The organism is Bacillus niameyensis (assembly GCF_001375535.1).
Classification (GTDB): Bacteria; Bacillota; Bacilli; order Bacillales; family Bacillaceae_C; genus Lederbergia; species Lederbergia niameyensis.
Window position 1 is genome coordinate 4,072,832 of the sequence record NZ_LN831197.1, and the last position, 13,439, is coordinate 4,086,270.

The following is a 13,439-nucleotide window of genomic DNA, read 5'->3' on the forward strand; positions in this document are numbered from 1 at the left end:
GCCCCAATTCACCCAAAGAAAAGGAAATACACGTCAATGGTCGAATAGATCGCCCCAATTCACCCGAAGAAAAGGAAATACACGTCAATGGTCGAATAGACCGCATCAACGGTCGAATAGGGACGTTCTTTTCCAAATAAATAAGCGCATGTTCACTAGAAATTATTGTTAAAATTCCCCAAGCCCACAATTTTAATAGCGTTATTGCTCTCCCTTTGCACTGTGCGCCAGTCTGCTTGATGCTGCGGCGGCAATTGCACCGACGATATCATCTAAAAAGGTGTGACATTCACCAGTTGTGTGGTCATTTAATCTTTTTAGAATGCCTGGCTTTTGCTTATCAATATATCCGTAGTTCGTAAAACCAATCGATCCATATACATTAACGATGGAAAAAGCGAGGATTTCATCTACACCATAAAGACTTTCGTCATCAGCAATTATCGATTGGAGCGGTTCAGCCAATTTACCTTGTTCAGCCAATACGTCTAATTGAATACCAGTTAAAATTGCATTTTGTACTTCTCTTTTTTGAAGAACGCGCTCAATATTATAAATACAATCCTCCATTTGCAGATTGGGATGATACTTATTTTGCAAATACATGACAAGCTCACCTATATCTTCAATGGTTACGCCACGTTCTTTAAGAAGGCGGCGGGCTGTTTCTTCTGTTTTACTTATAATTCTTTTTTCTTCCATATTATTTTCATCCTTTCATATCTTGATTTGTTCTTTCCGAATGATCGACAAAAACAAATCATATAAATGTATATACATATCAACTAAATGAGGGATGCATCATGTCTGAAGAAATATTAGAATCCTATTTCGGTATCAACCCCGTGCAGACGATTAAAGATGGAAATATAATCCGTTATCTTTCGGAAGACTCACTTTATACTACTGTTCAAGTGACCCATTGGGAACAGGAAGGATTAATTGAATTATATGAGATGTCTGAGCATATGGCAAAGAATGGGGATCAGAAAGTTTCTACATTTGTTGCTGGAAATAATCAAAAGTTCCTTATCACGCATGATGATCAAGACTATGTATTACTGCATAACCACTATTGGCCATTATCCCGAAATAAAAATTCTGGGAGAAGACTAGCCAGATTTCATTTACGGGGAGCATATTTACAATCCACTATTTCAAAATTAAATCATTATGGGCAATGGAAATCCTATTGGATTCAAAGATTAGAACAAATGGAAAAAGTTTGGCGAGGGTTGGTTCGTGAACCTGGAAGCGAAAAGTTTGAAAAGATGTTTACAGATTCTTTCCCGTATTTTTTAGGGCTTTGTGAGAATGCTATCCAATACTTTACAGATACTGTACTGGATGAAGAGCCTGGACCAATGGATCACGGTACGATTACTCACCATCGATATACCGAAGCTACTTGGTCAGGTGAATGGCAAATAAGAAGTCCTTTCGATTGGGTTTACGATCATCATGCACGTGATATTGCTGAATGGATTAGAAATTGTTATTTTAACAACCCGCGTACTTTTAAACCAGAACTACAAAAATTTATCCAAGAATATCAAAGTGTATTCCCATTGTCACGTTTCTCTTGGAGATTAATTTATGCCCGGCTTTTATTTCCGCTTCACTATTTCTTATGTGTAGAGGATTATTTTCTCACTCACTCGCAATGGTCTCAGTTACAGCTTGAAGAAAGACTGAGTAGATTGATCAGGGATACTCGGGATTATGAATTATTTCTCGGTCATTTTTTCCATCTAGCTAGTGGAAATCTTGGAGAAATTCCAGAAGTGGAGTGGTTATCCTATTAGCTATAGGTTTTCATAAAGGGGAACTCCCACTATACCCGGGCCTTTGTAACCTATCTTGCGGGGATAAAAAAACCAAGCGACCCTTAAAGGACGCTTGGAAACATAACTTTTATTAAAATACTTGCTCAACTTCTAGTACACCAGGTACTTCTTCAACTAATGCACGTTCAATACCGGCTTTTAATGTAATAGTTGAACTTGGGCAAGTTCCACATGCACCTAGCAGGCGGAGCTTTACAATACCTTCATCGACATCAACGAGCTCACAATCGCCTCCGTCGCGAAGCAAAAATGGGCGTAATTTATCTAAGACACTCTGAACTTGTTCCATCATCGTTTCTTCGTTCATTGCTATCGACTCCTTTCCTTTATACCATTATAATCAGATTAAGAGAAAAAATCTACAGAGTGGACTGGGATCTGACTAGATTGTGTAGGAACGGAGGAAAGTTGATGAACAAGCAATCGGAAATTGTCGTTTATGGTGCCGAACAAATTTGTGCAAGTTGTGTAGGAATGCCGTCTTCCGTTGAAACGTATGAGTGGTTAGAAGCAGCGATTGCAAGAAAATTTCCTAATCAACCTTTCATTATGACTTATGTGGATATTTTTCATCCACCTACTGAAGATCAGGAAAAAGTTGATTTTGCAAGGCGAGTTGTAAATGAGGAATTCTTTTACCCAGTTGTTACGATAAATGGAGTGGTAGTGGGGGAAGGGAATCCGAAATTAAAATCCGTCTATCAACAATTGGAAGAGTGTGGATATGAATCCTAAATGATTTAACCGTCTAATGATACGCGCTCCAGACCCCGTGGTAGTTTCCTTCAAATCAATAGTTTTTAATAAGGTATAATCCCTCGATTTGAGGTGTTATACCTTATTTACTGCTGTTGAATTTTAGCTTATCCTTTATGGAACTTATACATCCACAGCACACCTGATTTTAAAATGCGTGCAATTCGCCCTGTAATGGCATGGTCAGCCATCATTCCGAATCCTCGCTTTTTTCCAAGTGAGCCGAGCACACCCTTTAATTTAATTGTTGGCATTTCTTCAGGGAGTTCAATACCTTTCCAGCGCTTTGTCATCACCTCAACAATTTGCTCTGCTTGTCCCTCAGCGAGTTGTGCACTCGGGGCATGAGGCAAGCTGGCACAATCACCGACAACGTAAACGCCTTCATAGTTTGGGATATTATGATGTTTAGTTAAGACAATTCGTCCTTGTCGATCCTTTTCAACTTCCATATCGCGAACAATTTTACTTGGTTGAATACCTGCTGTCCATACGACGACGTCAGTTGGAACCGGTTCATCATGATTGTACAAAAAGCCTTCTTCTACTTTAGTAATGTTAGCTTCATTATAAACTTCCACACCATTTTTAGAAAACCAATTTTGCACATAAAGGCTAATTCGTTCTGGAAATGAAGAAAGAATTGTTTTGCCACGATCAAAAAGTTTGATCACTAAGTCCGGACGGCTCTCACGGAGTTCACTAGCTAATTCAATACCGCTGAGTCCTCCGCCAACGATACTAACAATGGAATTTGCTTGTAAGTTATTTAACTTTTTGTATGTATCTCTTGCGTCAGCAATGGTTTGAATACTGTGTGTAAACGTATCAGCACCAGGAACATTATGATATTTGTCTTCACAACCAAGGCCAATAATTAGTTGGTCGTACTCGATAGGGGAAGAATTAGCGAGGTGGACCAAATTGTCATCTAGGTCAATTTTAGTAACTTCTCCATATTGAATATTTACATTGGCATCTTCTGGAAAAGGTACACGAACTTCTTGGTCTGAAACAGTCCCAGCAGCAAGAGCATAATATTCTGTTTTTAAACTATGATAGGGAACTCTGTCAATTAATGTAATAGAATAATCGTCTGGAAGATGATTAGGCAACAGTTCACGCAAAATGCGCATGTTTCCATATCCGCCACCGAGCAATACCAGTTTCTTCATCAAAATTCTCCTTTTTGCCATCTATCTTTGAGGTGGGGTAAAACTTAATCAACCGTTGAAAACGTTATATATCCACGTAATAGTATACAGAATTCGATTGGGATATACAACCAAACTTGTAAAATAGACGTCGGCGAAAACTAAGGCATCATCTTTGACTAGAAGGTGCGGAACGAGTAGGATTATGGTGTAGATGAGGTGATGCTTATGAATCCGATTATTGAATTTTGCATAAGCAATTTGGGCATGGGGAGTTACGAGGCAATGCAAGTGCTAGAAGAGGATCCAAATTTGGATGTGATCGAATATGGATGTCTAGATCATTGTGATCAATGTGCAGAATCTCTATATGCCCTTGTCAATGGTGATGTTGTCACAGGCGAAACACCTGAATTGCTTGTGAAAGCCATTTATCAATATTTAGAAGAAAATCCAATGTTCTAATTAGCTTATAGAAAATCCCAACTTGGTTGAGAACTGCCTTAGGGGATTTCAGCAAAATGATTTCGTTAGTTGAGAATACGGATTAAGATGTTATATACTTAAAGAAAGTGGAAGCTTCTCAGATAAAATTTTAAATCTGACAGGAGCAAGCTCTTAAGCACAAACATATTGGGGGTGTAAGATATGAGTGCCATAATTACTTTGACAGATGCGGCGGTCATGCAAATTAAAGATATGATGAAGCAGAATGGAGAAGAAGATGCATTTTTCCGTTTTTCCATAAATGGTGGTGGCTGTAGTGGACTATCTTATGGAATGAGTCTTGATCATGATAAAGCCGAATCAGACCAATCTTTTGAAATAAATGGAATTCCTGTGGTAATCGATGAAGAAAGTGCACCCATTGTCACAGGCACAGTTATTGATTATAAACAATCCATGATGGGTGGCGGCTTTACCATTGATAATCCCAATGCACTCGTTTCGTGTGGCTGTGGTTCTTCATTCCGGACCGCAAAGGTAACAGGTACACCAGAGAAATGTTAATGATTAATATATTAAAGGGTTGAACCTGATTTTGGGGTTCAACCCTTTTGTTTATACGTCGCAAAACGTCGTATTGCGCTTTTCTGTGTCTAGCTTCAGACGACAGCGCCTAGCAAACTTTCGGTTTCATCCTACGATAAGTCAACATCGGCTCATTCTTCGCCGTATTTCCTATATCTCGTCAGAATCCTAGAAAGTTTGTACGTCGCTAAACGTCGTCTTGCGCTTTTCTTACTCAAACATTGAGGTGCTGTGCATCGGCTGTAGTCTTGCTTTAGGGTCAATAAATGCTTTGGCGTTGCTGACAGCCGTTGGAGCTTCACCAAAACCAGTGGCAATCAGCTTCACTTTTCCAGGGTAGGTCGTAATATCGCCTGCAGCATATATACCAGGGATATTCGTTTCCATGCGACTATTGACTACAATCGAGTTTTTCTCAATTTCAAGCCCCCAATTTTTAATAGGACCTAAAGAGGAAATAAATCCGTAGTTACAAATTAATGAATCTAATTCGACAGATAGCTTTCGTTCTCCTCGAACCTCTTCAAGAAGAAGCTCGCGAATTGCTTCGTCATCACATACAAGATCAGCAGCTATAAAAGGAGTTAAAATTTCTACTCGTGAATTCTGTAGTTGAGTTACACTACTTTCATGAGCACGGAATTTATCTCTACGGTGGATCAAAGTAACTTTTTCTGCAATTGGCTCGAGCATTAGCGCCCAATCAACTGCTGAATCTCCTCCGCCTAATATCGCAACTTTCTGATCTCTAAATTGTTCCATATTATCTACGAAATAATGAAGATTGCGACCCTCGAATTGCGTAGCTTGTTCTAATTCCAAGCGTCTTGGTTGAAAAGCGCCAATTCCGGCAGTAATGATAACAGTTTTTGAATAGTGAACTTCTTGTTCTGAAGCTAACCTAAATGTACCGTCTTCCAACTTTTCGACCTCTGTAATAGACTGGCCGAGGCAGATAGTTGGGGAGAACATAGCCATTTGTTCTTTTAAATTATGAACGAGATCATTGGCTTTGATTTTGGGAAAACCAGCGACATCGTATATATATTTTTCAGGGTAAAGAGTAGCAAGTTGTCCACCAAGTTCTGGCAAACTTTCAATGATTTTCACACTTGCATCTCTGAGCCCGCCATAAAAGGCAGTAAACAGTCCAGTTGGCCCTCCGCCTAAAATTGTTATATCATATATTTGTTGATCTTCTTTCAAAGAAAGTCCCTCCCATAATTCCGGAAATATCCTCTCCAATCATACCATATACATGTATAAGTTACATAATCTAAGAAAGGGGATGCACTCTTTCATGAAACTGATAATTCTTTTAATAGGGTGATTTATCTGATCCCACTAGTAAAATTTACACTTTCTTAAAACAAACTATCGCTTGAAAAATAGAAAAATTCATCGCATGGAATTAACTGCTTGAAAATGACGAATAATAGCATATAATGTTAAATGAGACTAATGTAGAATTTGTGACAATATTCTGGAATTCAATTTATTTACGTGAATAGGATCACATTGGACTTTATAATATTTTTCGTACAAGTTCATTACTACGATGCAAAGGTGGAAGGGATATTATGAAAAGGCCGAAAATAGTTGTATTAGGTGCAGGTTATGGAGGACTTATGACGGTTACCCGTCTTCAAAAGCAATTAGGTAAAAATGATGCGGATATCACTCTAGTGAATAAAAATGATTACCATTACGAAACGACATGGCTCCATGAAGCATCTGCGGGAACACTCCACCATGATCGTGTTCGTTATGATATATCGAGCGTAATTGATAGTGGTAAAACTGAATTTATGCAGGCAACAGCTATGAAAGTAGATACAGAAGCTAAAAAAGTAATCCTTAATGAAGGTGAACTTTCCTATGATTATCTAGTAGTAGCTCTTGGTGGTGCACCCGAGACTTTTGGAATCCAAGGTCTGGATAAATATGCATTCTCTATCGCAAATGTAGATGCGGCACGTCAAATTCGTGAACATATTGAATATCAATTTGCGACTTTTAAAGTTGAAGGTGAAATAAATCCTGACCGCTTGACGATTGTGGTTGGCGGTGCGGGCTTTACAGGAATCGAATTCCTAGGAGAGCTAGGGAACAGAATTCCTGAACTATGTAAAGAATATGATATTGATCAGAAACTTGTTCGTGTTATCTGTGTTGAAGCTGCTCCAACAGCTTTACCAGGATTTGATCCCGAACTTGTTCAATATGCGATGGCTCATCTTCAGAAAAAGGGTGTCGAGTTTATGATCGGTACCGCGATTAAAGAGGCGACACCTGAAGGAATTATCGTAGGTAAGGGTGAAGATGAAACAGAAGAAATTAAAGCGGGAACAGTTGTCTGGGCAGCGGGTGTGCGTGGAAATGCTATTATTGAAGAATCTGGTTTCGAAAACATGCGTGGCCGTGTTAAAGTAAACCCAGATCTTCGCGCTCCAGGTCTTGATGATGTCTTTGTCATTGGAGATTGTTCTTTGGTGATTAACGAGGAAATTAATCGTCCTTATCCGCCAACTGCACAAATTTCAATGCAGCAAGGCGAACTCGTAGCAGCCAACCTCGCTAAGCTAATTAATGGTAACAATGATTTAGGTACTTTCCATTTTGATAATAAAGGTACTGTCTGCTCACTTGGTGATGACGATGCAATCGGAGTTGTCTTCGGTAAAAAAGTTACTGGTTTCCAAGCATCGTTCATGAAGAAAATGGTCGATAATCGTGCACTCTTCATGATCGGTGGAGTTCCGCTTACGGTAAAAAAAGGAAAATTCAATATTTTTTAAGATACTTCTCTAAGGGTAGAACTGTAGATCTATAGTTCTGCCTTTTTCTTTTACAGTTAGGGTGCGAGGGGACAAGAGTATGGCAACCGGATGCTACAAATTTCGTTTTTTTCACTGAGTCATTTGGAGTTAAAAAGCACCTCCACTGATTAAAATTTCACTTTATGAATATGAAAAGGTCATGAAATCGTCGGAATATCTTCATTGACGCATTTCGACAAATTGAGTAAACTAAAAATTAGTGCGAAAAATCAAGGGGGAAAACATCCATGCCAATGACCATACCGGTGTTAATTATTTCGATGTTGCTCTTTTTCGTGTTATTTTTTGGTATTGGATTTATACTGAACATGCTGTTACGAATGACATGGATTATGGCGATTATCTATCCGATTGTGGCCATTTTGATTATTAATACTTTCGATTTCAGTGAATACTTTACAAATACCAAAGCGGCATTTTCGGGATTAGGGAGAAACATTGCGGGATTACAAGCAGCAGATATTACAATTTTATCAGCCGGACTTCTTGGTGCTATTCTCTCTGGAATAACGATGAGAATTCTCCGTTCAAAAGGCTATCGAATGTTCTAGAGAAAAAAATCTTTATCTTTTAAAAAGATAAGGATTTTTTGTTTTTAATACATAGAATATTGAAATGGATTTGAAAGGATGAGCAGCTAGTGAGAATTCGGGAAACGAATGATTATGTTATAATTGCAAAGTTAAATAAAGGAGTACACGAATTACACGAAAAGCTTTACCCTGAATATTTCAAACCATATAATTTTGAAGATATGCTGGAATATTTCAAGGAAATCGTTTATTTTCCCGATTTCATTTTCTTAGTACTGGAAGAAGAAGAAAAACCAATTGGATATGCGTGGATTGAAATTAGAAATTACATGGAAAATGCTTTAATCAAGGCTAATCAAGCTATCTATGTCCATCAGATTAACATTGAAGAGGATCATCGTAATAACGGATATGGCGGCCATTTAATGGATGCCATCATTGAAATGGCCAAGTCGAAAGACATTCATAGGGTTGAGTTAGATTATTGGTTTGATAATGAAGTGGCGAAGAAATTTTATGAAAAGCTAGGATTTAAAAAATATCGGGAATTTGTTTATAAGAATTTATCTGGTGACTAACCATTTGAAAGAACATACCGGGTTCGGCAGGGAAATTGTTCCGATGTCACGAATCCGCCTCTCATGGCGGATTCGACATGGAAACTCGCTCCGAAGTGTTATGAGACTTGCTATTGTCCGCCTTCCAACATAGAAAAACTCTTCATGCTGCCTTATGTGTAGGCTGCTTAATTTTAGCTTTGCCTGAAAATGATAAATAGGTCCAGATCCGACTCATTTTTTCGAATGGGCCTGAGCGAAAATGCTTTAAATAAAATGTGCTTAACAGAACTTGCAAACCGAAGACGGCAATCCCGAAAAGGACTCCCCATGCAACACCGAAATGACCAAACAATCCCAAACCGTATCCGTAAAAAACTGATGTACAAATGACAGTTTGTAACAAGTAATTTGTCATCGATAGCTTCCCGACATTCTCAAATATCATGATCATTCGCGCTGATGCCGCTTTAGTGTATAGGAGAGCAAATAGCGAGATATAGCCAAGTGCAAGAAGCGTTCCTCCCATTGATATCGCAATTTGTGTCCAGCCCAATTCTGGAAAAAAGTAATAAGATGCTTTCAGGAAAAGGCCAATCGGAATTAAAAAGCCCGCACTGTATTTATAAAGCTTTTTTTCTTTAATCGGGTTTAAAAACAGCTTAATCTTTGCTGCGTACATTCCAAATAAAAACATTGGTGCAGAGAAAAGCGGAGAAAACAAAACCATCAATAAGAGAAAATAACCTTCTTCTAGCATTGGATCTTCATTATTACGAAAATCCATAATTTCGGAATATGTTCCATTCCCGTAAACTTCAATCGATTTTTCTACATAGGGAATTAATTTTTCTGGAGCAACTAAATCTTTCTCTGCTCCGCCTGTAAAACTACCCAAAATAACGAATAATTGCATAATAGAAAAGAGAACAAGTCCCCAAACGAGAATCGTTGTTTTTTTGCGTTTTAGGAAAAGCAGAAGGAAGAAGCTCATCAATCCATAGAAAAATAAAATGTCGCCTTCCCATAGAAATATACTGTGTAACAAACCAACCGCAGCTAAAAATAATGCTCTTCTTGCGAAATATCGCTTTACTTTTAAATTTTTACGTTCGAGACTTTCCTTCATCATGATCATCGAGTAGCCGAATAGAAAAGTAAAGATTGGCATGAAACTTTCTTCTATGGCAATTTTAACAACCCCATACATGAATTGGTCTACACCAGAAAGAGAGAAGAACTCCATTTCGTCTTTTCCCCATAATCCATATTGAAATATTAATAAATTCGCAAGCAAAATACCAAATAAACTGAAACCACGAATACCATCGATTGAATGGATTCTGTGAGAAGCAGCGTTTTTCATCCGTCATCCCCCATTTATTGTTCATTCTAGTTAATTAGTATACGGACTTAAGTTGAACGGTGAGAAAACGAAACCTTACGAAAACCTTAATTTTACATATAATCCATTCATCTCCTGTTAAGTTTTGTGTGCTACTATTAATTTGGGTGAGGAGAATGAAAAATGCCAAAATTTTATTAGTCGATGATGAAATTTCAATTTTACAGATGGTCGAAATGGTTTTGAAAAAAGAGGGATTTACAAACGTGTTAAAAGCATCTACTGGGAAAGAAGCAATAGAAATCGTAAAAAGAGAGCCTGTTGACTATATCATCCTCGATGTGATGCTTCCGGATATTAATGGCTTCGATTTGTGTGAAAAAATACGTGAGTATACGGATGTCCATATCTTATTTTTAACTGCTAGAATTACTGATTTTGATGTTTTAACTGGCTTTGAAAAAGGAGGGGATGACTATGTTACTAAACCATTTAATCCTCTTGAAATTGTTGCAAGAATCAAGGTGCAATTGCGCAGAAGCCGAAAAACAGAATCGGTTCCAAAAGTAAATTTAAAAAGGCATGATTTCGGTCATTTCCTTGTCGATGAGGAAGCTGGAGACTTAATAGTTGAAGGAAAACTGGTTGCATGTCCGGCTCAAGTTTTTTTACTACTAGTCTATTTTTGCCAAAATGTGAATCGCGTGCTATCCAAGGAGCAGTTATTTAATGCAGTATGGGGATATGATCATTTGATAGATGACAATACCGTAATGGTGCATATTCGAAGGATTCGTGAGCGAATTGAGCCAGACCCGGGGAAACCGGTATTTCTTCAAACTGTACGAGGATTAGGCTATAAATTGGTAAAGGAAGCATAGTTATGAAATTACAGAGAAGAATCGCCCTTCATTTTTCTTTTCAATTTATCATTTTACTCTTGTTTACTTTTTTATTTCTTATTTTATTGCTCGTATTTCTAGCTAATCTAGTTTCAAAAGTGGAGTTAAATTATAAAACTGTTGATGGTTTAATGGATACGATTACGACTGTGACGGTTATTGAAAAAAACAAAGTTACATTAGAAGATAAATGGGTGCAACAATTGAAAGAAAATGATATATGGATGCAGATCGTTGATAAGGAAGGAAAAGTGATATATTCCGCGAATGATCACTCAGCGCTCCAGCAATCGTATACTACTCATGAACTGCTTCTAATCGATGAAACGAAGAAACTTGACAATTACACGGTTAGAACCTTTTTTGATACATGGCTGTATGGGAATTATTACTTTTTATTCGGCTTTCAAGATCATGAGAAGGAACTGCTGACAGAATGGTTCCACTTATATAGTGAAAATGGACGTGTAAAACAGGAGAATCTTTCCTTATTAGAAAATAAATTACGCTCAATAGATGGTTCGATTCAAGTATTTCAGGAAGAGAAGCTGATTCAAACGATAGGAAAAACGAAAAACGAAAATTATGAGCCACTAGATTTATTAACCCGATTGTATGAACCGGGAAGATATTCCACCAGAGTTAGTGTATTCAATGATCAACCAACAGACACAACATGGGCACTGCATTTTCCGGGAAAGGAAGGTCAAAAAACTGGATGGCTTATTCCTTCTAGAGAAACTCAAATCATTTTAATCGCCGTTGGTACGAGCTTAATAGTAGCTATTTTATTCTCTATTTGGAATGGCTATCGGTATGGTCAACCGCTAATACTACTAGTGAACTGGCTAGAACGAATGGGAAAAGAACAATACGATGAAGTATTTACGGAAAAAGAGCGGAAGAAAGTATTTAAGAAAAAGGGTAAAACACGTCATCGTTATCGGTTATATGAAGAGGTAATTCAATCCTTTTACAGTATGACGAAAAAGTTGGATAAGGCTCAACAAGAGCGGAAACGTCTTGAGCAAACTCGTGAAGAATGGATGGCGGGTATTTCTCATGATCTGCGCACCCCGCTTTCAACAATCCAAGGATATGGTCATTTGTTAGAAAGTAATAAGTATCCATTCACTCCAGAGGAATTACAAGAAATTGGTAAGGTTGTGCGTGAAAAAGGGGATTATATGGTTCAACTAGTGAACGACTTTTCCCTTGTTTTTCAATTGAAAAATAGTGCTATTCAATTAGAGAAACAATCGATTGATTTAAATGAATTTGTTCGTAGTACTGTATTGAAGTTTGAAAGAGATTTAACATTAAGAGCTGTGTCTTTTTCATTTACACAATCGTCCTCTGTAACCGAAGTTGCAATTGATCCAAAATGGTTTGTTAGAGTTCTCGATAATATTATGTATAACGCTGTAAAACATAACCCTTCCGGTACACAAATTGATGTTGCTGTAATACAAGAAAAAGAAGATGCCTTAATTCAAATCCGTGATAATGGTCAAGGAATGGATGAGGAATATATCGAAAATCTTTTTGAAAGATATTATCGCGGGACAAGTACGAGTGAAAGAGCGGAGGGAGCTGGCCTCGGGATGAGTATTGCGAAGGCGATTATTGAATTGCATGATGGCAGGATTCAAGTACATTCCTCAGTTGGTAAAGGAACAACCGTTGTTCTTATACTTCCACTCCTTGAATAGAATGAACTTTTCTGAAAACGGTGTGTATACTTCCTCTTAATCTGGGCAAACTGGATGTTTGAGAGGAGCGTATATATGTTCAATCTAAAAAAAGTTGCAAAAAGAACCTTTATGGTAGTGTTGTTTATTTTAGCTTTAGTCACCACGGTCGAATACATAACAGGTATTGAAGTAAAGGCAATGGTTACATGGGCAAATTCAGGGCAAGGGGGATACTTTTTACCAGACAATCGGATCAGAACAGACACGAAAGCAGAAGTAGCAGAAAATTATGATCTAGAGAGTAAAGAAGACTGGTCAAAGTATCCGAGCAAGAAAGTGACAGCAACAGGATACACAGCTGGGGTTGAATCAACAGGAAAGAAACCCGGTCATCCCCAATATGGTATTACTTTTTCAGGTGTAAAAGTAAAGAGAGATATATATTCAACAATTGCAGCAGATCCTAACGTCTTTCCGATCGGGACTATATTGTTTATTCCGGAATATGGTTATGGAGTCGTTGCAGATACAGGATCGAAAATTAAAGGAAATAAAATCGATTTATATTATGAAACCGTTGAAGACGTTTATAACGAGTGGGGCAAAAAAGATGTGGAAGTTTATATCATTCAAGAAGGCGACGGTAAATTAACGGAAGAAGTTATGAACGATTTGAATGAAGATGAGGCCATTCAAGTGTTTCGCCAAAATTTCCTGAAAAAAAATAAAAGTAAAGAGTAAGCTGAATAAAAAGAAGGCATCCATAGTCAAAGTTCGAC

15 protein-coding genes are annotated in these 13,439 nt (G+C 37.8%); 10 read left to right on the forward strand and 5 right to left on the reverse strand.

Features of this window, described 5'->3' with window-relative positions; all coding sequences use genetic code 11:
* Positions 1-201: 201 nt before the first annotated feature.
* Positions 202-702, reverse strand: coding sequence for a phosphatidylglycerophosphatase A family protein (locus BN1243_RS18675; protein ID WP_062109387.1), 501 nt, complete (start codon positions 700-702; stop codon positions 202-204).
* 101 nt (positions 703-803) lie between these two features.
* Here BN1243_RS18675 and yutH point away from each other — a divergent pair, with 101 nt between their 5' ends.
* On the forward strand, positions 804-1,805 hold the full coding sequence (gene yutH / locus BN1243_RS18680) for a spore coat putative kinase YutH (protein WP_062109389.1): 1,002 nt from the start codon (positions 804-806) through the stop codon (positions 1,803-1,805).
* A gap of 112 nt (positions 1,806-1,917) precedes the next feature.
* Here the strand turns inward: yutH and BN1243_RS18685 are convergent, their stop codons facing one another.
* Positions 1,918-2,154, reverse strand: a complete 237-nt coding sequence (locus BN1243_RS18685) for a NifU family protein (RefSeq protein WP_062109390.1) — start codon at positions 2,152-2,154, stop codon at positions 1,918-1,920.
* Positions 2,155-2,258: 104 nt separating this feature from the next.
* Between BN1243_RS18685 and BN1243_RS18690 the strand changes: the two genes are divergently transcribed.
* On the forward strand, positions 2,259-2,582 hold the full coding sequence (locus tag BN1243_RS18690) for a YuzD family protein (protein WP_062109396.1): 324 nt from the start codon (positions 2,259-2,261) through the stop codon (positions 2,580-2,582).
* Between the two features lie 128 nt (positions 2,583-2,710).
* On the opposite strand, the gene BN1243_RS18695 is transcribed toward BN1243_RS18690, so the two are convergent.
* The gene (locus BN1243_RS18695) at positions 2,711-3,778 is read right to left on the reverse strand and encodes an NAD(P)/FAD-dependent oxidoreductase (protein ID WP_062109398.1); all 1,068 of its coding nucleotides are present in this window, start codon (positions 3,776-3,778) and stop codon (positions 2,711-2,713) included.
* Positions 3,779-3,985: 207 nt separating this feature from the next.
* Here BN1243_RS18695 and BN1243_RS18700 point away from each other — a divergent pair, with 207 nt between their 5' ends.
* Together BN1243_RS18700 and BN1243_RS18705 are read left to right on the forward strand one after the other, a co-directional pair.
* Positions 3,986-4,222 (forward strand): YuzB family protein, encoded by a 237-nt coding sequence (locus tag BN1243_RS18700; RefSeq protein WP_062109400.1) that lies wholly within the window; start codon positions 3,986-3,988, stop codon positions 4,220-4,222.
* Between the two features lie 183 nt (positions 4,223-4,405).
* Positions 4,406-4,768: a HesB/IscA family protein gene (locus tag BN1243_RS18705; RefSeq protein ID WP_062109402.1), complete on the forward strand. Its 363-nt coding sequence runs from the start codon at positions 4,406-4,408 to the stop codon at positions 4,766-4,768.
* A 231-nt stretch (positions 4,769-4,999) separates the two neighbouring features.
* Here BN1243_RS18705 and BN1243_RS18710 read toward each other — a convergent pair whose 3' ends face one another.
* Positions 5,000-5,995, reverse strand: coding sequence for an NAD(P)/FAD-dependent oxidoreductase (locus BN1243_RS18710; protein ID WP_062109404.1), 996 nt, complete (start codon positions 5,993-5,995; stop codon positions 5,000-5,002).
* A gap of 374 nt (positions 5,996-6,369) precedes the next feature.
* Here BN1243_RS18710 and BN1243_RS18715 point away from each other — a divergent pair, with 374 nt between their 5' ends.
* The 3 genes from BN1243_RS18715 to BN1243_RS18725 all read left to right on the forward strand — a co-directional run bounded on the left by BN1243_RS18715 (position 6,370) and on the right by BN1243_RS18725 (position 8,740).
* Positions 6,370-7,587 (forward strand): NAD(P)/FAD-dependent oxidoreductase, encoded by a 1,218-nt coding sequence (locus BN1243_RS18715; RefSeq protein ID WP_062109406.1) that lies wholly within the window; start codon positions 6,370-6,372, stop codon positions 7,585-7,587.
* A gap of 269 nt (positions 7,588-7,856) precedes the next feature.
* The gene (locus BN1243_RS18720) at positions 7,857-8,180 is read left to right on the forward strand and encodes a YuiB family protein (protein ID WP_062109408.1); all 324 of its coding nucleotides are present in this window, start codon (positions 7,857-7,859) and stop codon (positions 8,178-8,180) included.
* Between the two features lie 89 nt (positions 8,181-8,269).
* Positions 8,270-8,740 carry a GNAT family N-acetyltransferase gene (locus BN1243_RS18725; RefSeq protein WP_062109409.1) on the forward strand — a complete coding sequence of 157 codons (471 nt, stop codon included), beginning with the start codon at positions 8,270-8,272 and terminating at the stop codon, positions 8,738-8,740.
* Between the two features lie 142 nt (positions 8,741-8,882).
* Here the strand turns inward: BN1243_RS18725 and BN1243_RS18730 are convergent, their stop codons facing one another.
* Positions 8,883-10,085 (reverse strand): DUF418 domain-containing protein, encoded by a 1,203-nt coding sequence (locus BN1243_RS18730; RefSeq protein ID WP_062109411.1) that lies wholly within the window; start codon positions 10,083-10,085, stop codon positions 8,883-8,885.
* A 155-nt stretch (positions 10,086-10,240) separates the two neighbouring features.
* On the opposite strand from BN1243_RS18730, the gene BN1243_RS18735 reads away from it, so the two are divergent.
* From BN1243_RS18735 to BN1243_RS18745, 3 genes are all read left to right on the forward strand, one after another.
* The gene (locus tag BN1243_RS18735; RefSeq protein ID WP_062109413.1) at positions 10,241-10,945 is read left to right on the forward strand and encodes a response regulator transcription factor; all 705 of its coding nucleotides are present in this window, start codon (positions 10,241-10,243) and stop codon (positions 10,943-10,945) included.
* Positions 10,946-10,947: 2 nt separating this feature from the next.
* Positions 10,948-12,678: a sensor histidine kinase gene (locus BN1243_RS18740; RefSeq protein ID WP_062109415.1), complete on the forward strand. Its 1,731-nt coding sequence runs from the start codon at positions 10,948-10,950 to the stop codon at positions 12,676-12,678.
* Between the two features lie 75 nt (positions 12,679-12,753).
* On the forward strand, positions 12,754-13,401 hold the full coding sequence (locus tag BN1243_RS18745) for a 3D domain-containing protein (RefSeq protein WP_084782102.1): 648 nt from the start codon (positions 12,754-12,756) through the stop codon (positions 13,399-13,401).
* The last annotated feature ends 38 nt before the right edge of the window (positions 13,402-13,439 follow it).